The sequence below is a fragment of the Streptomyces sp. NPDC050674 genome (assembly GCF_040654575.1).
Classification (GTDB): domain Bacteria; phylum Actinomycetota; class Actinomycetes; order Streptomycetales; family Streptomycetaceae; genus Streptomyces.
This window is the reverse complement of sequence record NZ_JBFAIG010000012.1, coordinates 99,340-118,494: the sequence shown is the minus strand read 5'-3', so window position 1 is coordinate 118,494 and position 19,155 is coordinate 99,340. Positions and strand designations below refer to the sequence as shown.

At 70.1% G+C, this 19,155-nt stretch carries 20 protein-coding genes; 18 read left to right on the top strand and 2 right to left on the bottom strand.

Annotated features, from left to right (window positions below):
- Positions 1 to 42: 42 nt before the first annotated feature.
- Positions 43 to 945: a tRNA (adenine-N1)-methyltransferase gene (locus AB0I06_RS21050; RefSeq protein ID WP_363120332.1), complete on the top strand. Its 903-nt coding sequence runs from the start codon at positions 43 to 45 to the stop codon at positions 943 to 945.
- A gap of 318 nt (positions 946 to 1,263) precedes the next feature.
- Positions 1,264 to 1,842 carry a hypothetical protein gene (locus AB0I06_RS21045; RefSeq protein WP_363120331.1) on the top strand — a complete coding sequence of 193 codons (579 nt, stop codon included), beginning with the start codon at positions 1,264 to 1,266 and terminating at the stop codon, positions 1,840 to 1,842.
- 59 nt (positions 1,843 to 1,901) lie between these two features.
- On the opposite strand, the gene AB0I06_RS21040 is transcribed toward AB0I06_RS21045, so the two are convergent.
- Positions 1,902 to 2,207: a ferredoxin gene (locus AB0I06_RS21040; RefSeq protein WP_363120330.1), complete on the bottom strand. Its 306-nt coding sequence runs from the start codon at positions 2,205 to 2,207 to the stop codon at positions 1,902 to 1,904.
- Between the two features lie 245 nt (positions 2,208 to 2,452).
- On the opposite strand from AB0I06_RS21040, the gene arc reads away from it, so the two are divergent.
- The 5 genes from arc to prcA all read left to right on the top strand — a co-directional run bounded on the left by arc (position 2,453) and on the right by prcA (position 8,333).
- A complete protein-coding gene (gene arc, locus AB0I06_RS21035) occupies positions 2,453 to 4,219 on the top strand; it encodes a proteasome ATPase (protein ID WP_363120329.1) in 1,767 nt (588 codons plus the stop codon).
- A 233-nt stretch (positions 4,220 to 4,452) separates the two neighbouring features.
- A complete protein-coding gene (gene dop / locus AB0I06_RS21030) occupies positions 4,453 to 5,964 on the top strand; it encodes a depupylase/deamidase Dop (RefSeq protein WP_363120328.1) in 1,512 nt (503 codons plus the stop codon).
- Positions 5,965 to 6,142: 178 nt separating this feature from the next.
- Positions 6,143 to 6,361 (top strand): ubiquitin-like protein Pup, encoded by a 219-nt coding sequence (locus AB0I06_RS21025; RefSeq protein ID WP_057579613.1) that lies wholly within the window; start codon positions 6,143 to 6,145, stop codon positions 6,359 to 6,361.
- A gap of 315 nt (positions 6,362 to 6,676) precedes the next feature.
- Positions 6,677 to 7,522: a proteasome subunit beta gene (gene prcB, locus AB0I06_RS21020; protein WP_363120327.1), complete on the top strand. Its 846-nt coding sequence runs from the start codon at positions 6,677 to 6,679 to the stop codon at positions 7,520 to 7,522.
- A 67-nt stretch (positions 7,523 to 7,589) separates the two neighbouring features.
- Entirely contained in the window at positions 7,590 to 8,333 is a 744-nt protein-coding gene (gene prcA / locus AB0I06_RS21015) for a proteasome subunit alpha (RefSeq protein WP_363120326.1), read from the top strand.
- 124 nt (positions 8,334 to 8,457) lie between these two features.
- Here prcA and AB0I06_RS21010 read toward each other — a convergent pair whose 3' ends face one another.
- Positions 8,458 to 9,468 (bottom strand): LacI family DNA-binding transcriptional regulator, encoded by a 1,011-nt coding sequence (locus tag AB0I06_RS21010; protein ID WP_363120325.1) that lies wholly within the window; start codon positions 9,466 to 9,468, stop codon positions 8,458 to 8,460.
- Between the two features lie 97 nt (positions 9,469 to 9,565).
- Between AB0I06_RS21010 and AB0I06_RS21005 the strand changes: the two genes are divergently transcribed.
- The 11 genes from AB0I06_RS21005 (at position 9,566) to AB0I06_RS20955 (ending at position 19,141) form a co-directional block, all read left to right on the top strand.
- On the top strand, positions 9,566 to 10,825 hold the full coding sequence (locus tag AB0I06_RS21005) for an MFS transporter (protein WP_363120324.1): 1,260 nt from the start codon (positions 9,566 to 9,568) through the stop codon (positions 10,823 to 10,825).
- A 9-nt stretch (positions 10,826 to 10,834) separates the two neighbouring features.
- The gene (pafA, locus tag AB0I06_RS21000; RefSeq protein ID WP_031106199.1) at positions 10,835 to 12,196 is read left to right on the top strand and encodes a Pup--protein ligase; all 1,362 of its coding nucleotides are present in this window, start codon (positions 10,835 to 10,837) and stop codon (positions 12,194 to 12,196) included.
- Between the two features lie 189 nt (positions 12,197 to 12,385).
- Positions 12,386 to 13,366 (top strand): FKBP-type peptidyl-prolyl cis-trans isomerase, encoded by a 981-nt coding sequence (locus AB0I06_RS20995; RefSeq protein WP_363120323.1) that lies wholly within the window; start codon positions 12,386 to 12,388, stop codon positions 13,364 to 13,366.
- A 56-nt stretch (positions 13,367 to 13,422) separates the two neighbouring features.
- Entirely contained in the window at positions 13,423 to 13,794 is a 372-nt protein-coding gene (locus AB0I06_RS20990; protein ID WP_010045336.1) for an FKBP-type peptidyl-prolyl cis-trans isomerase, read from the top strand.
- Positions 13,795 to 13,923: 129 nt separating this feature from the next.
- Entirely contained in the window at positions 13,924 to 14,901 is a 978-nt protein-coding gene (locus tag AB0I06_RS20985; protein WP_363120322.1) for a WYL domain-containing protein, read from the top strand.
- 17 nt (positions 14,902 to 14,918) lie between these two features.
- On the top strand, positions 14,919 to 15,980 hold the full coding sequence (locus AB0I06_RS20980; RefSeq protein ID WP_363120321.1) for a WYL domain-containing protein: 1,062 nt from the start codon (positions 14,919 to 14,921) through the stop codon (positions 15,978 to 15,980).
- Between the two features lie 188 nt (positions 15,981 to 16,168).
- The gene (locus tag AB0I06_RS20975) at positions 16,169 to 16,429 is read left to right on the top strand and encodes a hypothetical protein (protein WP_363120456.1); all 261 of its coding nucleotides are present in this window, start codon (positions 16,169 to 16,171) and stop codon (positions 16,427 to 16,429) included.
- A 45-nt stretch (positions 16,430 to 16,474) separates the two neighbouring features.
- Entirely contained in the window at positions 16,475 to 16,669 is a 195-nt protein-coding gene (locus AB0I06_RS20970) for a hypothetical protein (RefSeq protein ID WP_363120320.1), read from the top strand.
- A gap of 258 nt (positions 16,670 to 16,927) precedes the next feature.
- Positions 16,928 to 17,209, top strand: a complete 282-nt coding sequence (gene tatA, locus AB0I06_RS20965) for a Sec-independent protein translocase subunit TatA (RefSeq protein WP_363120319.1) — start codon at positions 16,928 to 16,930, stop codon at positions 17,207 to 17,209.
- Between the two features lie 47 nt (positions 17,210 to 17,256).
- Complete coding sequence (gene tatC / locus AB0I06_RS20960) at positions 17,257 to 18,219, top strand: twin-arginine translocase subunit TatC (protein WP_363120318.1); 963 nt, start codon at positions 17,257 to 17,259, stop codon at positions 18,217 to 18,219.
- Between the two features lie 31 nt (positions 18,220 to 18,250).
- Positions 18,251 to 19,141, top strand: a complete 891-nt coding sequence (locus AB0I06_RS20955; protein WP_363120317.1) for a diacylglycerol kinase — start codon at positions 18,251 to 18,253, stop codon at positions 19,139 to 19,141.
- The last annotated feature ends 14 nt before the right edge of the window (positions 19,142 to 19,155 follow it).

Genomic DNA, 19,155 nt, shown 5'->3' with positions numbered 1-19,155 from the left:
CTGGTGGTCGGTGGCCCTCTCCGGGGCCGGTAGGCTGGTCACATGTCCGAACCGACCGGTGCCGCCCGCAGGCGCGGGCCCTTCAAGGTCGGGGACCAGGTTCAGCTGACCGACCCCAAGGGCCGCCACTACACGTTCACGCTCGAGGCCGGGAAGAACTTCCACACCCACAAGGGTTCCTTCCCGCACGACGAACTGATCGGTGCTCCCGAGGGCAGCGTTGTCCGCACCACCGGAAACGTCGCCTACCTCGCGCTGCGCCCCCTGCTCCCCGACTACGTCCTGTCCATGCCCCGCGGCGCCGCCGTGGTCTACCCCAAGGACGCGGGGCAGATCCTGGCCTTCGCCGACATCTTCCCCGGCGCGCGCGTCGTGGAAGCGGGCGTCGGCTCCGGCTCGCTCAGCAGCTTCCTGCTGCGGGCCATCGGCGACCAGGGCATGCTGCACAGCTACGAGCGCCGCGCCGACTTCGCCGAGATCGCCCAGGCGAACGTGGAGCGCTACTTCGGCGGCCCGCACCCCGCCTGGCAGCTCACCGTCGGCGACCTCCAGGACAACCTGTCCGACGCCGACGTCGACCGCGTCATCCTCGACATGCTCGCCCCCTGGGAGTGCCTGGAGGCCGTCTCCAAGGCGCTCGTGCCCGGCGGCATCCTGTGCTGCTACGTGGCGACCACCACGCAGCTCGCCCGGACCGTGGAGTCCATCCGCGAGATCGGCTGCTTCAACGAGCCGAGCGCCTGGGAGTCGATGATCCGCAACTGGCACATCGAGGGTCTGGCGGTCCGCCCGGACCACCGGATGATCGGCCACACCGGCTTCCTGCTCACCGCCCGCCGCCTCGCCGACGGCGTAGAGCCGCCCATGCGCCGCCGCCGCCCCGCCAAGGGAGCGTACGGCGAGGACTACTCCGGCCCCAACGCCGACGGCGGCGCCGCCCGCTGAGCCGGCCCGTCCACCGCGCCCAACGCACAGGCGCCGTGGCGCAGTTCCCGGATCCGTTCCGAACTGCGCGACGGCGCCTTTCCGTTGCCGCCCCGGGTGAACCCTCGCGGGACGCCGTTGACCTGCCGCGCGGGCCGTGACGGGCCCGTCGCGCCGCAGCGGGGGCCGGACGCGCACGGGGACGCTGACACCGCGGCAGGAACCGTAACCCTTCTCCCTTCCCCGGCAGCGGACATGCACACCCCGCCGTTCCCTCGCGGTGTGACGTGTGGCACCATGCTGGCCACCCCACCGGCACAGCCTCAGGAGACCCTCCTAGTGCAGTCTTCCGCCGTCCCGGAGCTCGCCCACACCCACGCCCGCCCCATCCACTGGCTCGCCACCGCGACGGCCGTCGCCGGGGTCGTGGCCTTCTCCTCGGTCCTTCAGCCCGGAGCGGCGACCGCGGCTTCGCCCGCCGCCCCCGAGACCAAGAGCGCCCCGGCGCCCCTCACTCCGCCCGACCCGGGCGCGGTCACGTACCCGGTCGACTGCGGCACGGTGAAGACCGTGGTGAAGAAGCGGGCCTTCGGGGACCTCGACGGCGACGGCCGGCCCGAGACGGTGGCCGTGGTCCACTGCGACTCCCCGATGGGGACCCCGCCGGACGGCGTCTACGTCCTCACGCGCGACGCCGACGGCGGCAGGCCGCGGATCGTGGCCACCCTGCTCGATCCCGAGGACGGCAGCACCGTGACCGACTTCGCCGTACGGGCAGGAGCCGTCACGGCCACGCTCCTCGGCTACTCGTCGGCCGACGTGCCGCGTTGCTGCCCCGACGAGAAGAGCGACGTGAAATGGCGTTGGCAGAACGGCTCGTTCGTCCGCTCGACCCCGGCCGGCGCCCGCAGCGTGTGAGGCGCCTGAGCCGCCGCGTGTGAGATATCAGACAGCAGTAACGGAACGTGGAGAAGTGGTCACTCTGCGTCCGGTCCGAAGACTTCGGCCCTGTCCGAAACCCGACGTACGTGGATGCACTCGCCCGGACACTCCTTCGCGGAGTCGATCACGTCCGTGAGCAGCGGCAGCGGAACGGGCGTCGTCGCACCCTTGTCCTGGAGCAACTCGTCGTCGGAGCTCTTCACATAGGCCAGACCGTCGATGTCCAGCTCGAACACCTCGGGCGCGTACTGGGCGCAGATGCCGTCGCCGGTACACAGGTCCTGGTCGATCCAGACCTCCAGCTCCTCGCCGTCGGCCCCGGCCACCTGCTGCACGCTCATCTCTCCTGCCGTTTCTCCGCCGAGCCGTGTCGGGAATCCGGCCAGCTCCGGCGGGTGTTGAACAGTTCGACCCTACCTCCGGCTGGGTTCCAATCATGTTCGCTGGGTATTCCCCTGGCGTGAGGGAGAGCGCAAGGGTGAAGATCGGACACACCCCGATCGTCTTTGTGATCTAGGGGTTTCAATCGACACCCGCCCAGGTAGGGTCTGGAAGCGTCCAGCTCCCCTTGGAGGAGGTGAGGACCGTGGCAGCCCACGACGACGACATGAACCGCGGCATCCGCCCGGGAAGCGGGTCCGACGACCCGGCCGGGCAGATCGCCTATCTTGAGCAGGAGATCGCCGTCCTGCGACGCAAGCTCGCCGACTCTCCGCGACACACGAGGATTCTCGAAGAGCGGATCGTCGAGCTGCAGACCAATCTGGCCGGCGTGTCCGCGCAGAACGAGCGACTCGCCAACACACTGCGTGAGGCCCGCGACCAGATCGTGGCCCTCAAGGAGGAAGTCGACCGGCTCGCGCAGCCGCCGGCCGGCTTCGGTGTGTTCCTGACGGCCAACGAGGACGGCACCGCCGACATCTTCACCGGCGGCCGCAAGCTCAGGGTGAACGTCAGCCCCAGCGTCGAGCTCGAAGAGCTCCGGCGCGGCCAGGAAGTAATGCTCAACGAAGCGCTCAACGTGGTCGAGGCCATGGAGTACGAGCGCGTCGGTGACATCGTCACCCTCAAGGAGATCCTCGAGGACGGCGAGCGGGCCCTCGTGCTCGGGCACACCGACGAGGAGCGGGTGGTACGGCTCGCCGAGCCGCTGCTGGACGTCACCATCCGCCCCGGCGACGCCCTCCTGCTCGAACCCCGCTCCGGTTACGTCTACGAGGTCGTGCCGAAGAGCGAGGTCGAGGAGCTCGTCCTCGAAGAGGTCCCCGACATCGGCTACGAGCAGATCGGCGGTCTCGGCGGCCAGATCGAGGCCATCCGCGACGCGGTCGAGCTGCCGTACCTCTACCCGGACCTGTTCAAGGAGCACGAACTGCGGCCGCCGAAGGGCGTCCTGCTGTACGGGCCCCCCGGATGCGGCAAGACGCTCATCGCCAAGGCCGTGGCCAACTCGCTGGCCAAGAAGGTCGCCGAGGTGACCGGCCAGGCCGCCGGCAAGAGCTTCTTCCTCAACATCAAGGGCCCCGAGCTCCTGAACAAGTACGTCGGTGAGACGGAGCGGCAGATCCGCCTCGTCTTCCAGCGGGCCCGTGAGAAGGCCAGCGAGGGCACCCCCGTCATCGTCTTCTTCGACGAGATGGAGTCCCTCTTCCGCACCCGTGGCTCCGGTGTCAGCTCGGACGTGGAGAACACCATCGTCCCGCAGCTGCTCGCCGAGATCGACGGTGTCGAGGGCCTGCAGAACGTGGTCGTGATCGGTGCCTCCAACCGTGAGGACATGATCGACCCCGCCATCCTGCGGCCCGGCCGGCTCGACGTGAAGATCAAGATCGAGCGTCCGGACGCCGAGGCGGCCAAGGACATCTTCGGCAAGTACCTCACGGAGCGCCTCCCGCTGCACGGCGACGACCTCGCCGAGCACAGCGGCTCCAAGGCCTCCACGGTCCAGAGCATGATCCAGACGGCCGTGGAACACATGTACGCCGAGTCCGAGGAGAACCGCTTCCTCGAGGTCACCTACGCCAACGGTGACAAGGAAGTCCTCTACTTCAAGGACTTCAACTCCGGCGCCATGATCGAGAACATCGTCGGCCGCGCCAAGAAGATGGCGATCAAGGACTTCCTCGAGAAGAACCAGAAGGGCCTCCGCGTCTCCCACCTCCTCCAGGCCTGCGTGGACGAGTTCAAGGAGAACGAGGACCTGCCGAACACCACCAACCCGGACGACTGGGCCAGGATCTCCGGAAAGAAGGGCGAGCGGATCGTGTACATCCGTACGCTCATCACCGGAAAGCAGGGCACCGACACCGGACGCTCCATCGACACGGTGGCGAACACCGGTCAGTACCTGTAAAAGACAGGGCGGCTGCGGGTGCCCTCGGCGGGTACCCGCAGCCGACTGTTTTTCGGGCCACGGCTGGAGCACGCAATGACGCAAATGATCTCCCCACCAGCGCAAAGGCGTTCTAGGCTCTTGCGTACCGCCGAGTCGCGCAGTGCGGGGACGGGCACCGCACACGCAACCGAGCGCCAGCGGTATCTGAGCGGCGCCCACGACCGAGGGCGCCGCCGGGCAAGGAGGGCCGCATGACCGTACGGCGAGTAATGGGCATCGAGACGGAGTACGGGATCTCCGTCCCCGGCCACCCCAACGCCAATGCCATGCTCACCTCGTCCCAGATCGTGAACGCCTACGCGGCGGCGATGCACCGGGCCCGCCGGGCCCGCTGGGACTTCGAGGAGGAGAATCCGCTGCGGGACGCGCGAGGCTTCGACCTCGCCCGCGAGGCCGCCGACTCCAGCCAGCTCACCGATGAGGACATCGGCCTGGCCAACGTGATCCTCACCAACGGTGCACGGCTCTACGTCGACCACGCGCACCCCGAGTACAGCTCGCCCGAGGTGACCAATCCCCGGGACGCCGTCCTCTGGGACAAGGCCGGCGAGCGGATCATGGCCGAAGCCGCGGAACGGGCCGCCCAGCTGCCCGGTGCGCAGCCGATCCACCTGTACAAGAACAACACCGACAACAAGGGCGCGTCCTACGGCACGCACGAGAACTACCTGATGAAGCGGGAGACCCCCTTCTCGGACATCGTGCGCCACCTGACGCCGTTCTTCGTCTCCCGTCAGGTCTTCGCCGGAGCGGGCCGCGTCGGCATCGGCCAGGACGGGCACGAACACGGCTTCCAGCTCAGTCAGCGGGCCGACTACTTCGAGGTCGAGGTCGGCCTGGAGACGACGCTCAAGCGCCCGATCATCAACACCCGCGACGAGCCGCACGCGGACGCCGAGAAGCACCGCCGTCTGCATGTGATCATCGGCGACGCGAACCTGTCGGAGATCTCGACCTATCTCAAACTGGGCACGACCGCGCTGGTGCTGTCGATGATCGAGGACGGGTTCATCGCCGTCGACCTGGCCGTCGACCAGCCGGTGCGCACCCTCCACCAGGTGTCGCACGACCCGTCCCTGAAGCGCCTGGTCACGCTCCGCAGCGGCCGGACGCTCACGGCTGTCCAGCTCCAGATGGAGTACTACGAGCTGGCGCGCAAATACGTGGAGGAGCGGTTCGGCGCCGACGCCGACGAGCAGACCAAGGACGTCCTGTCCCGCTGGGAGGACACCCTCACCCGTCTGGAGCACGACCCGATGAGCCTGGCCGGCGAGCTGGACTGGGTCGCCAAACGGGAGCTCATGGAGGGCTACCGGCGCCGGGACAGCCTCGACTGGGACGCGGCCCGGCTGCACCTGGTCGACCTCCAGTACGCCGACGTGCGGCCCGAGAAGGGCCTGTACAACCGTCTCGTGGCCCGTGGACGCATGAAGCGGCTGCTCACGGACGCGGACGTGGAGCGGGCCCGTACGGTGCCGCCTGAGGACACCCGGGCGTACTTCCGCGGCCGCTGCCTCGAGCAGTACGCGGACGACGTGGCGGCGGCCTCCTGGGACTCGGTGATTTTCGACCTGCCGGGCCGGGACTCGCTCCAGCGCGTCCCAACCCTGGAACCGCTTCGCGGAACGCGTAATCACGTCAAGGAGCTCCTGGACCGCTGCCGCACCGCGGAAGACCTGGTCAGGGTGCTTTCGGGCGGGTGACCGCGCGGAGCGGGTACTCGTCGGGAACCGTCCGGGCAGGGTGGAAAAGCCCTGGTCCGGGAATCATCGAGGTGGTCCCCGTACGTTGCAGCAACTACGGGGCCGTTGTCAGACCCGGCGAGTAGGGTCTGATCTTGACCGAGCAACTGTGTCGGGCGAACCGAGCGGGGTGAGGGATATGGCGACCAAGGACACCGGCGGCGGACAGCAGAAGGCCACCCGGTCCACCGAGGAGGTCGAGGAGCAGGCTGCGGAGACGCAGGGCTCCGAGGACCTCAAGGAGCGTCAGGAGAAGCTGAGCGACGACGTCGACTCGGTTCTGGACGAGATCGACGACGTACTCGAGGAGAACGCAGAGGACTTCGTGCGGTCCTTCGTTCAAAAGGGTGGTCAGTAAGGCGCCTGAGCCTTCCTTTTGAAGGTGAACGAGGTGCGCGGGCGACGGACGAGCCGGAATGCGGAGCGCTGCGCGCGGGGCAGCACCTGAAAGGGTGCCCTCGCGCGCGGCGCTCCGGGCTTCGGTGGCGTCCCCGCCCGGCGGGCAAGTGCGGCGCAGCTTGGGCGCAGTTGGTCCCGCAGGGCATGTGGATCACCGCCGAAGGACGGGTAGGGTCCGAGGCATACCGAGCCCCCGGCCGTGAACGGGCCGGGGTTGTTCCAAGGATCGGCCCGACGTCACAGGGCGGGCTGTCGCATACGTGGAAGGAATCGCGTGGAAGCCAACACTCGTAGCACCGGGCGTCTACCAGCTGCCTTCCTGACGCCAGGGTCCTCCTCCTTCATGGACTTCCTCTCCGAGCACCAGCCGGAGATGCTGCCCGGCAACCGGCAACTGCCTCCCACCCAAGGCGTGATCGAGGCACCGCACGGCACCACGATCGTCGCCGTGACGTTCCCCGGCGGTGTGGTCCTCGCCGGTGACCGGCGGGCGACCATGGGCAACGTCATCGCGCAGCGGGACATCGAGAAGGTCTTCCCGGCCGACGAGTACTCGGCGGTGGGCATCGCCGGCACGGCGGGCCTGGCCGTCGAGATGGTGAAGCTGTTCCAGCTGGAGCTGGAGCACTTCGAGAAGGTCGAGGGCGCGCAGCTGTCCCTGGAGGGCAAGGCCAACCGCCTGTCGACGATGATCCGCTCCAACCTCGGCATGGCCATGCAGGGCCTGGCCGTGGTGCCGCTGTTCGCCGGGTACGACGTGGACCGCGGCAAGGGCCGCATCTTCTCGTACGACGTCACCGGCGGCCGCTCCGAGGAGCAGAACTACGCGGCGACGGGCTCCGGCTCGATCTTCGCGCGCGGCGCGATGAAGAAGCTCTTCCGCAACGACCTCAGCGAGGCCGAGGCCACCACGCTCGTGGTCCAGGCGCTCTACGACGCGGCAGACGACGACTCGGCCACCGGTGGTCCCGATGTCGCCCGCCGGATCTATCCCATCGTCACCGTGATCACCGACGACGGCTTCCGCCGGCTCACCGACAGCGAGGCGTCCGAGATCGCGCGCTCGATCCTGGAGCGGCGGCTGGAGCAGCCCGACGGGCCGCGGGCCGCGCTGCTGTGAGCGGCGGTTTTCTTCGGAGGGTGGTCCAGTGAACCGACGGAATCTTCAAGAGAGGGACGGATAACCGGTGTCGACGCCGTTCTATGTCTCACCCCAGCAGGCCATGGCCGACCGGGCGGAGTACGCCCGCAAGGGCATCGCCCGTGGTCGCAGCCTCGTCGTGCTGCAGTTCGCCGACGGCATCGTGTTCGTCGGCGAGAACCCGTCCCGTGCGCTGCACAAGTTCAGCGAGATCTACGACCGGATCGGCTTCGCGGCCGCCGGCAAGTACAACGAGTACGAGAACCTGCGGATCGGCGGCGTGCGCTACGCCGACCTGCGGGGTTACACCTACGACCGTGACGATGTGACGGCCCGGGGCCTGGCGAACGTGTACGCGCAGACGCTGGGCACGATCTTCTCCAGCGCCGCCGAGAAGCCGTACGAGGTGGAGCTGGTCGTCGCCGAGGTCGGCGAGACGCCCGAGGGCGACCAGATCTACCGGCTGCCGCACGACGGCTCCATCGTGGACGAGCACGGCTCGGTCGCGGTGGGCGGCAACGCCGAGCAGATCAGCAGTTATCTGGACCAGCGCCACCGGGAGGGCATGACGCTCGCGGAGGCGCTGAAGCTGGCGGTCCAGGCGCTGTCCCGCGACACCAACGGCAGCGAGCGGGAGATCCCCGCGGAGCGGCTGGAGGTGGCGGTGCTGGACCGTACGCGCCCGCAGAAGCGCAAGTTCAAGCGGATCAGCGGGGGGCAGCTGTCCCGGCTGCTCGAGGCGGGTGCCTCCGGCGGTGCGGCGGAGGAGGCGTCGGAGGACGCCGAGTAGTTCTGCCATGGTGTGACGCGCTCCGGCCGGTGGTTCGTGGCCGGGGCGCGTTGCCGTGTGCGGGTCCGCTCAGCCCGCGCCGGACTGCGGTCTCACCCGGCACCGGCCCCAACGCCCGGCACGGCTAGCGAGGCGGTGCCGTAGAGCCCCGAATGACCAGCTGGACCGGGATGTCCCCGCTTTCGGGCTCGTGGCCCTCCAGCACGGCCAGGAGGGCCCGCATGCCCCGCTCGCCGAACAGCTCCGCGTCCAGGCGGACCGTCGTCAGCTCCGGGTCGATGGCCGTGGCCAACGCGAGATCGTCCAGACCCGTGACCGACAGGTCGTCGGGGATGCGCAGCCCCAAGCGGCGGGCCGCCTTGTAGGCCCCGGCGGCCAGTTTGTCGTCATCACAGATGACGGCGGTGGGGCGGACGCCCGACTCCGAGAGGGCTGCCTGCGTCGCGGCCTGGGCGCCCTCGATGGAGATGGGGGCCCGGGCCGTGCGCATCGACGTGCCCGGCACAGCCGACAGGCGGGCCGTCAGCTCCCGGGCACGTACCTCGAAGGTCCAGGAAGGGACGTCCGCCGCCAGGTGGAGGAAGTGGCGGTGGCCCAGGGACAGCAGGTGCTCCGCGGCCTGCCTCACGCCGTCGGCGATGTCGAGGTTCACCGTGGCCGCACCGAGGCTGCCCGCCGGGTCGCTGTCCAGCATCACCAGCGGCAGCGCCTCGCCGCGGATCGCGCTCAGGGCGTCCGCGGCCATGGAGGAGGCGATGACGCCGTCCAGCGCGGACTGCGCGGAGGCGAAGGGGTCGCGGGCCGGGCCGATGCCCTCGGGGGAGGGGTAGAGGACCACGCCGAAGCCGTGCTCGGCCGCGACGCGGGCCGCGCCCGTGTAGACACCCGCGAAGAACTCGGTGGTGAGCGCCGGGACGACGAGGAGGACCGTGCGCGTGCGGCCCAGGCGCAGGTTGCGGGCGGCGAGGTTCGGGCGGTAGCCCAGGTCCCGGGCGGCCTCGCGGACGCGCTCCGCGGTCGCCTCCGAGACGCGGCCGCGCCATTTGTCGCCGAGGACCAGGGAGACGGCCGCCTGGGAGACGCCGGCGGCCTGGGCGACGTCCCGGCTCGTGGGGCGGGTGCTGCCTCGTGCCACCGTCGGCCTGCTCTTTCGTCTGGACTCGTGAACAGCGGACATGGTACGTATGGAAGCCGACGTTATACGTAAAACCTAGCGCGGGGACGGCGGGAACATGGCCACGGGATACCTGGAGATCCTTCGGGCGCGACACGCCGCCCGGTTGCTCGTCGGCACGCTGGTGGGCCGTCTGCCCAACGCCACGGCCGCCATCGCGATCGTGTTGTTCGTCCGGGCGGAGGGCGGTACGTACAGCCTCGCGGGCGCCCTGGCGGCCGTCTACGGGGTCGCCAACGCCGTCGGGCAGCCCGTGCTGGGCAGGATCGTGGACCTGCGCGGACAGCCGCGTGTGCAGTTGCCGGCGGCCGTCCTCTCCGCCCTCGCCATGGCGGTCTTCGCCTTCTCCGGCATCGGATCGCTGCCGCTCGCCTACGCCGCCGTCGCCGGGGCCGGGCTCTTCACGCCGCCGCTGGAGGGCGGGCTGCGGGCCCTGTGGCCCTCCGTGCTGAAGCGGGAGGACCAGGTGCACACGGCGTACGCCATGGACGCCGTGGCCCAGGAGGTGATGTTCACCGTCGGGCCGCTGCTCGTGACCCTGTGCGTGTCCCTGTGGTCCGCACAGGCCGCGCTGCTCGTGCTGAACGTCGTCGGCGTGCTGGGCGCGCTGTCCGTGGTGGTCTCGCAGCCCTCCCGCGCCTGGCGGTCGGCGCCGCGCGAGGCGCACTGGCTCGGTGCGCTGCGCTCGCCGGGGCTGCTCGCGCTGCTGGCGGCGTTCCTGTTCATCGGCATGGCCCTCGGGTCCATCACCGTCGCCTCGGTGCCCTACGCGGACGACCACGGCGGGGACGCCGTGTACGGCTGGCTGATGGCCGCCCTGGGATTCGGCGCGCTGGTCGGCGGTGCCGTCTACGGGGCCCGGCAGTGGTCCGGTGAGCCCGCCCGGCGACTGCGGGTGCTGGTGGCCCTTCTGGTGGTGTGTTACCTGCCGCTGACGCTCACGCCGGACGCCGTGCCCATGGTGGCGCTCACCGCGCTCGCCGGCGTGTTCCTCGCGCCCGCCATCGCCTGCGCGTTCGTCCTGGTCGACCGGCACGCCCCGCGCGGCACGGTCACCGAGGCGTTCTCCTGGCTGGTGACGACGTTCACCGTCGGCCACTCGGTCGGAACGGGCGTCGCGGGCCCCGTCGTGGAGGTGGGCGGTGCCGTGTGGGGCTTCGCCGTACCGGGTGTCGCCGGTGGCGTGTCTCTGCTGGTTTTGACGGCCACAGGACGGGTAGTCGCAGCTCCCGGCCAGGGAGCGGTTGTCGCGGCCGGTTCGGAAAATGATCCAAACCGTGCTGTCGAACCCCGTTTCAGTTCAGGGGATCGGGCGTAATGTTCCCTCATGGACCGCCGCATTTTCGGGCTGGAGAACGAGTACGGCGTCACGTGCACGTTCAGGGGACAGCGCCGCCTGTCTCCTGACGAGGTGGCGCGGTACCTCTTCCGCCGTGTCGTGTCATGGGGCCGCAGCAGCAATGTCTTTCTGCGAAACGGCGCCCGCCTCTATCTCGACGTGGGATCGCATCCGGAATACGCGACACCGGAATGCGACAACGTGACCGAACTGGTCACCCACGACAAAGCAGGCGAGCGCATTCTCGAAGGACTCCTGGTGGACGCCGAACGACGCCTGCACGAGGAGGGAATCGCGGGCGACGTCTACCTCTTCAAGAACAACACCGACTCGGCGGGCAACTCCTACGGCTGCCACGAGAACTATCTGGTCGCCCGGCACGGGGAGTTCTCCCGGCTCGCGGACATTCTCATTCCGTTCCTGGTCACACGGCAGCTGCTGTGCGGTGCCGGCAAGGTGCTGCAGACGCCGCGCGGTGCCGTGTACTGCGTCAGCCAGCGGGCCGAGCACATCTGGGAGGGCGTCTCCTCGGCGACGACCCGCTCCCGGCCCATCATCAACACCCGCGACGAGCCGCACGCCGACGCGGAGCGCTACCGCCGCCTGCACGTCATCGTGGGCGACTCCAACATGTCCGAGACGACCATGCTGCTCAAGGTCGGCGCCACCGACCTGGTGCTGCGCATGATCGAGGCGGGCACCGTGATGCGGGACCTCACCCTGGAGAACCCGATCCGGGCGATCCGCGAGGTCAGCCACGACATCACCGGCCGCCGCAAGGTCCGCCTGGCCAGCGGCCGCGAGGCCTCCGCCCTGGAGGTGCAGCGCGAGTACTACGAGAAGGCCCTGGACTTCTGCGAGCGCCGGGGCATCCGCACCGGCACCGTCGAGCAGGTCCTGGAGCTGTGGGGCCGCACGCTGGACGCGATCGAGGCCGAGGACCTCGACCGCATCGGCACCGAGATCGACTGGGTCATGAAGTACAAGCTCATCGAGCGGTACCGCGCCAAGCACAACATGACCATGTCGCACCCGAGGGTCGCGCAGATAGACCTCGCCTACCACGACATCCACCGCCGTCGTGGTCTGTACTACCTGCTCGAGAAGAAGGGCCAGGCCGCCCGTATCTGCAACGACTTGAAGATCTTCGAGGGCAAGTCCGTTCCGCCGCAGACCACTCGGGCCCGGCTGCGCGGCGACTTCATCCGGCGGGCCCAGGAACAGCGCCGTGACTTCACGGTCGACTGGGTGCACCTCAAGCTCAACGACCAGGCGCAGCGGACCGTGCTGTGCAAGGACCCGTTCCGTTCGGTGGACGACCGGGTGGAGAAGCTGATCGCCGGAATGTAGCCGGTTCCGGCCGGTACGGGAAGCCGGTGCCCGGAGGTTTTCGGACCTTCTGGCACCGGCTTTTCCGTTACCTGTGCGCAGGTACGGGAGCGGCTCGGGGGCGCCATGTCGCGCGGTGAGGCGGGTGAGGAGCGTGCACGCCGTAGAGTGGCGCCCATTGCCCCCACACCACCGATCCCAGTTGGACTGATGAACTACAACACGAAACGACGCGTGGCCGCGCTGCTGGCCGTTCCCGCCCTGTTGTTCACCGCCGCGTGCGGATCGGACGACGGGAACAACGGCGACGCGGCGGGAGGCGTCGCCGAGGTCAAGGGGAAGGTCGGGGCGAAGCCCGAGATCTCCGTGCCCAAGGACGGCAAGCCGTCCGACAAGACCGTGGTCAAGACGGTCTCGGCGGGCAGCGGCACCCCGATCAAGGGATCGGACTTCGTCCGCCTGGACTGGACCGTCGAGAAGTGGGGCGGCGACCAGGAGCTCGGCGGTACCTGGGCCGCCGGATCGACGGGTGACAAGGCTCCCCGGCGGCAGTCCATCGAGCAGATCGGCAAGCCGAGCCAGCAGCTGCCCGAGAAGGTCCTCGACGCGGTGAAGGGCAAGAAGCCCGGCAGCCGGATCCTGGTGCAGGGCACCGCGGGCGACCTGATCGGCCAGAGCCTGAACACCTCCTCCGGGATCTCCGCGAAGGACGTGCTGATCTGGGTGGTCGACCCGGTCGGTGCCGCGAGCGTCGACGCCAAGGCCGAGGCCAAGGGCGAGCAGGCGCCTTCCGAGCCGGGCATGCCCGAGGTGAAGTCCCCGTCACAGAAGGCCGCGGTCATCACCGTCCCCAAGGGCGAGAAGGCTCCCAAGGACCTCAAGGAGCAGGTGCTGATCAAGGGTGACGGCAAGAAGGTGGAGGCCGGCCAGGGCCTGATCGCCCAGTACACCGGGGTCAAGTGGGAGGACGGCAAGAAGTTCGACTCCTCCTGGGACCACGGCGGCGCCACCGCCTTCCAGATCGGCAACGGCTCCGTGGTGGCAGGCTGGGACAAGGGCCTCGTCGGCAAGCACGTGGGCGACCGCGTACTGCTGGTGATCCCGCCCTCGCTCGGCTACGGCGCGAGCCCGAGCAGTGAGCTGGCCAAGAACACCCTGGTCTTCACGGTGGACATCCTCGGCACGGTCTGACCCGGCCGGTCTGTGAGACTGTCCTCGACGCAGGTCACGTAACAAGGAGAGATGAAGTGAGCATCGACAAGCCCGAGATCGACTTCCCGGGCGGCGAGCCCCCGGCGGACCTCGAGATCAAGGACATCTGGGAGGGCGACGGCCCGGTCGCGCAGGCCGGCCAGACGGTCACCGTGCACTACGTCGGCGTCTCCTTCAGCACCGGCGAGGAGTTCGACGCCAGCTGGAACCGTGGCACCCCGTTCCGCTTCCCGCTGGGCGGCGGCCGGGTCATCAAGGGCTGGGACCAGGGCGTGCAGGGCATGAAGGTCGGCGGCCGCCGCCAGCTGACCATCCCCGCCCACCTCGCCTACGGCAACCAGAGCCCGTCTCCTCTGATCAAGCCCGGCGAGACGCTGATCTTCGTGGTCGACCTGCTCGGGGTCTGAGCAGGATCCGAACAGACTCGATCATGTGGGGCCCATGCCTGTTCGGGCATGGGCCCTCGGCTTTTGCCGTGCCACCGTGTGGCGGTACGGTCATCGCTCGTAAGCACCATAGGGAGGCGAAGCGCGTCGATGGCCATTGCCAAGGCCGAGCGGCTGATGAATCTGGCGCTGTGTCTGCTCGGGACACGGCGGCCGCTCAGCAAGCGTGAGCTGCGCGACTCCATCGAGGCCTACGTCGAGGCCTTCGGGCCGGGGAACGGCGCGACCGGCTCCGATGATTCCTTCAACCGCATGTTCGAGCGCGACAAGGACGACCTGCGCGAACTCGGGCTGGTCATCGAGACCGTCGAGAGCCTCGACGGCGAGATCGGCTACATGGCCCGCCGCGACAGCAACCGTCTGCCGGCCATCACGCTGGACGCCGAGGAGGCCGCCGCCCTCGGGCTCGCCGCCAAGGTGTGGCAGCAGGCCCGGCTGGCCGGAGCGGCCAGCGGCGCCCTGCAGAAGCTGCGCGCGGCGGGGCTCCCCGAGGACGTCGACCCCTACGGGTCGCACGGTGCGCTGGAGCCGCGCATCCCCGTGCACGAGGCGGCCTTCGAGCCGCTGATGCTGGCCTGCCGGGACCGCCGGCCCGTCGCCTTCGACTATCGCAAGGCCACCGCCGCCCACCCCGAGCAGCGGCACGTGGAGCCGTGGGCGCTGGAGTGCTGGCGGGGCCACTGGTACCTGGCGGGCTGGGACCGCGACCGGGGCGCCGAGCGGGTCTTCCGGCTCTCCCGCATCACCGGCAAGGTCCGTTCGCGCGGCGGCCGGTACACCGCCGAGGTGCCGGACGTCGTCACCGTCCGGGAGACCGTGGCGAGCTGGGCCGGCGAGATCGCCGACCGCTCGGCGCGCATCCGGCTGCGCGCGGGCGCGGGGTACCCCCTTCGGGCGAAGGCCACCTCCGTCCGGGAACTCGGCGACGGCTGGGACGAGTTGGAGATTCCGTACGGCCACGGGCTGGACGCCTGGCTGGTGGAGTTCGGGCCGGACGTGGTCGTCCTGGAGCCCGCCGAGCTGCGGGCCGACGTGGTGGACCGGCTGCGGGCCGTGGCCAAGGGCTGAGGGGGAGCGGAAAGACAGTGGCAGGCAAACCGGTCAGGCCCGTGAACGCCATCGACCAGACCCGGCGGATGCTCTCGCTGGTCACGTATCTGAGAGAGCGGCCCGGAGCGCGGGTCGAGGACGTCGCGCGCGCCTTCGGCATCAGCGAGGACGAGCTGGTCTCCGACCTCGACGTCCTGCCCATGTGCGGCACCAGCTTCCGCGGCGGCGACCTGCTCGACATCGACACCGACGGCGAGCGCATCTGGTGGCACAACCCGGCCGCCCTCGCCGCGGAAGCGGCCGAGCCGCTGCGGCTCGCCGCCGACGAGGCCACCGCCCTGCTGGTCGCCGCCCGGGCGGTCGCCACGCTGCCCGGACTGCGCGAGAGCGACCGGCAGGCGCTGCTGCGGGCGACGGCCAAGGTGGAGACGGCGGCCGGTGAGGCGGCGGGCGCCAGCTCACGGCTGTCGGTGACCTTCGAGTCCGAGGGCGGCGTCTTCGCGGACGTCGACCGGGCGATCGCCGAGCGCCGCCGGCTGTGGATCCGCTACTACTCACCCGCGCGCGACGAGGTCACCGAGCGGGAGATCGACCCCATCCGCCTGGTCAGCGTCGGGCACACCTACGTCGAGGCCTGGTGCCACCGCTCCGAGGCGCGCCGCACCTTCCGGCTGGACCGGGTCGCCGAGATCAAGATCCTGGACGAGCCGTCGGCGCCGCCCGAGATCGAGCTGCGCGACCTCTCGGAGGCGCTGGTGCAGCCGGCGGCCGAGGATCCGGAGGTCGTGATCGAGGTCGGACCCGGCGGGCGCTGGGTCGCGGAGTACTACCCGCACGACAGTGCGGATGAGCTCGCGGACGGCGGGCTGCGTATCACCCTGCGGACCCCCGAACCGGCGTCGCTGCGGCGCCTGGCCCTGCGGCTCGGGCGGGACGGCAGGATCGTCTCGCCGCCGGAGCTCGCGGACAGCGCCCGGCGGGCGGCCGGTGAGGCGCTGGCGGCCTACGACGGGATCGAGGCGGTGCGGACGGCTCGTGCCGCCGAGGCGGGTGAGCCGCACGTGGTCGCGGGCGGGACGGCCGGCGGCCCGGAGTGAGGCCGCAGGCGCCCACCGGGTCCCGGGACCGGGTCCGGCCGGTCCCTGGCACCCGCCCTGCCGCCGGGCGTGACGCCGGTCGTGGCGCCGGCCGCGGTGTCGGGCGGAGTGCTCCGCAGGCGAACGACCCCAGGAAGAGGAGCGAGGGCTTGAGCGAGTCGGCGACGACGTCCGGTGGTGTCGGTGGCATGACGGTGGAGTCCGCGTTCGCCGGGATGAGACGTGTGGACCCGGTCGTGTTCAGGGCGGGCTGCCCGGACTGCCGGGGGTGCTTCGAGCTCGCCGCCGGCGCCCTGCGCCTGGCCATCGGCGCCACGAGCCGCACCACCTTCTACTCCTTCACCTGCCCCGAGTGCGGGGCGTCCGTCCGCAAGCCCGCGGGGGAGCGGATCGTGGAGTTGCTGACCGGCGGCGGTGTCCGCACCCTGCGGCTGCACTCCACCGTCTAGTGGGCCGGGACGTTCACCCGTTCAGGAAGGTCTAGGCTCGGCGTCATGTTCTGGCCGATGTTCGCGGTTGCCGTGGGATTCGTGGGTCTCGTCGTGCTCGGAGTGCTCGCCGTGCGGGTCTTCGTGGAGGCGGAGCGCCTGGGCAGGCAGGTCACCGACTCGGCGCGCCGTATCAACCGGGCCGCCGAGGACCTGGAGCGGGCCGCCGGGAGTGCCGCCCGTTCCGTCGACGCTCTGTGAGCTGTCCGGCGGGCGGCTGTCAGTTGCGTTTCGGGACACTTCGCCCTGTCACGCAGACGGTTCGTACAGGTACTCTGCTGGTCGCGGCCCGGTTAACGAGGCACTGGCCGCGGACGGGAGTACGCACAGGGGATGCAGAGGGATTGCCTCGCGTTTACCCCCGAGCGTTACGATCGCTGCCAACACGATCGTTCGGACAAGTGTCCGACCGGTCGGACAGCACCCCACACAGCCGCCTCGGTGAGAAGGTAAAGACTTATGTTCGGAAGGCTCGGAGCCCCCGAGATCATTCTCATCCTCGTCGTCATCATCCTGCTGTTCGGCGCGAAGAAGCTTCCGGACATGGCTCGGTCGCTCGGCAAGTCGGCCCGCATCCTCAAGAGCGAGGCCAAGGCGATGAAGGACGAGAACAAGTCCTCCACCACCCCGACGGACCCGCCCAACAACGACGAGCCCTCGCAGCGCACCATCCAGGCGGCTCCCGGCGACGTGACCAGCTCGCGCCCGGTCAGCGAGCCCACGGACACGACCAAGCGCTGACGCAGGGCCGGTGACCTCCGGCCCGCCGCACGAGATGGGAACGTGGGTTGCTGAAGTCTGCCCGCAAGCAGGAGAGGGATCCCGAGGGGCGCATGCCCCTCGCGGAGCACCTTCGCGAGCTCCGCAACCGGCTCGCCAAGGCGGTGCTGGCGATCGTCGTCGTCACGGTCGTGGCCGCCTTCTGGTACAACGACATCATCAACTTGATCACCAAGCCGATCCTCGACTCGGTCGGCTGTGACAAGACCTTCGCGGAACTGGCCAGGTCGCAGGCCGGCACGAAGCCCTGTGCGCAGATCACCATCAACGGTCTGCTCACCCCCTTCACGCTCGCGCTGAAGGTGTCCCTGATGGCCGGTGTCGTCCTGGCCTCGCCGATCTGGCTCTACCAGTTGTGGGCCTTCGTCGCGCCGGGCCTGCACCGGCACGAGAAGAAGTACGCGTACGGCTTCGTCGCCACCGGCGCCCCGCTGTTCATCGTGGGCGCCTACTTCGCGTACACGGTGCTTCCCACCACGGCCAAGGTGCTCCTCGACTTCACCCCGGGCGGCACGTCCAACCTCCTTCCGCTGGACGACCTGCTCGACCTGGTCATGCGGATGGTGCTCGTCTTCGGCCTCTCGTTCGAGCTGCCGCTGCTGCTGGTCATGCTCAACCTCACCGGGGTGCTCACCGGCAAGCGCATGCTCGGCTGGTGGCGCGGCATGATCATGGCCATCACGGTGTTCGCGGCTGTCGCCACGCCCAGCACCGACCCGCTGACCATGCTGATGCTCGCCGGGCCGATCTGGATCCTCTACTTCGCGGCCGTCGCCTTCTCCCTGCTCAACGACCGCCGTCGCGGCCGTCGCGACGCCCTCGGCCCCGCCGACGACGAGGCCTCCGAGCTCGACCTCACGCCCGAGGACATCGGCGAGATCGAGCCCGTGACGACCAGCCGGGCGGCCCTGCCCGAGCAGGCGGGCAGCGACCGCTCGGAGCGGGTCAACGGTTATGACGACGTGACCTGAGCAGCGGCGAGCAGATCGTAGGGTCGGTCGCGTGACCGGCGAGATCACTCTCTTCGTCAACCCCACCGCGGGCCGCGGCCGGGGCGCCCGCGCGGCGCAGCCGGCCGCTTCCGCGTTGCGGGCGGCCGGTTTCCCGGTCCGTACGGTCGTCGGGGAGGACACCGCCGACGCCCTCGCCCGCGCGCGTGCGGCCGTCGAGGGCGGTACCGGCGCGCTGATCGCCGTCGGCGGCGACGGCATGGCGAACCTGGCGCTGCGGGCCGTCGCGGGCACCCGCACCCCGCTCGGCCTGGTCGCCGCCGGCACCGGCAACGACTTCGCCCGCGCCCTCGGCCTGCCCGTGCGGGAGCCGGCCGCCGCCGGCCGCATGATCGCCGACGCCCTCAAGGGCGGCCGGATCCGCGACATCGACCTCGGGCGGGTAGGCGACCGCTGGTTCGGCACGGTCCTCGCCTCCGGCTTCGACTCCCGGGTCAACGACCGGGGCAACCGCATGCGGTGGCCTCACGGCCGCCTCAGGTACGACCTGGCGATGATCGCCGAACTCGCCGGGTTGCGGCCGGTCCCGTACCGGATACGGCTCGACGGCGGTGAGGTCCGCGAGGTCGAGGCGACCCTCGTGGCCGTCGGCAACGGCTCCTCCTACGGCGGCGGCATGCGGATCTGCCCGGACGCCGACCTGACCGACGGACTGCTCGACCTCACCGTCGTCGGGGACTGCGGCCGGGCGACGCTGCTGAAGGTGTTCCCGACGGTGTACCGCGGGAGGCACGTCGAGCATCCGAAGGTGACCGTGCTGCGGGCGGCCCGGGTGGAGCTCGCCGCCGAGGGCGTCACCGGCTACGCCGACGGCGAGCCCCTGGGCCCGCTGCCCCTGAGCGCGCGCTGCGTACGCGGGGGCGTGCGGGTCGTCGGCCCCTGAGCTGCGCGGATCCG

What these genes read in the sequence shown, in the direction of transcription:
- AB0I06_RS21005 (WP_363120324.1), top strand. Translation starts at nt 9,566, where the DNA reads ATGGCCACGGGATACCTGGAGATCCTTCGGGCGCGACACGCCGCCCGG.
- AB0I06_RS21040 (WP_363120330.1), bottom strand. Translation starts at nt 2,207, where the DNA reads ATGAGCGTGCAGCAGGTGGCCGGGGCCGACGGCGAGGAGCTGGAGGTC.
- tatA (WP_363120319.1), top strand. Translation starts at nt 16,928, where the DNA reads ATGTTCGGAAGGCTCGGAGCCCCCGAGATCATTCTCATCCTCGTCGTC.
- AB0I06_RS20995 (WP_363120323.1), top strand. Translation starts at nt 12,386, where the DNA reads ATGAACTACAACACGAAACGACGCGTGGCCGCGCTGCTGGCCGTTCCC.
- dop (WP_363120328.1), top strand. Translation starts at nt 4,453, where the DNA reads ATGACCGTACGGCGAGTAATGGGCATCGAGACGGAGTACGGGATCTCC.
- AB0I06_RS21050 (WP_363120332.1), top strand. Translation starts at nt 43, where the DNA reads ATGTCCGAACCGACCGGTGCCGCCCGCAGGCGCGGGCCCTTCAAGGTC.
- AB0I06_RS20985 (WP_363120322.1), top strand. Translation starts at nt 13,924, where the DNA reads ATGGCCATTGCCAAGGCCGAGCGGCTGATGAATCTGGCGCTGTGTCTG.
- AB0I06_RS21025 (WP_057579613.1), top strand. Translation starts at nt 6,143, where the DNA reads ATGGCGACCAAGGACACCGGCGGCGGACAGCAGAAGGCCACCCGGTCC.
- AB0I06_RS20975 (WP_363120456.1), top strand. Translation starts at nt 16,169, where the DNA reads ATGACGGTGGAGTCCGCGTTCGCCGGGATGAGACGTGTGGACCCGGTC.
- AB0I06_RS20970 (WP_363120320.1), top strand. Translation starts at nt 16,475, where the DNA reads ATGTTCTGGCCGATGTTCGCGGTTGCCGTGGGATTCGTGGGTCTCGTC.
- pafA (WP_031106199.1), top strand. Translation starts at nt 10,835, where the DNA reads ATGGACCGCCGCATTTTCGGGCTGGAGAACGAGTACGGCGTCACGTGC.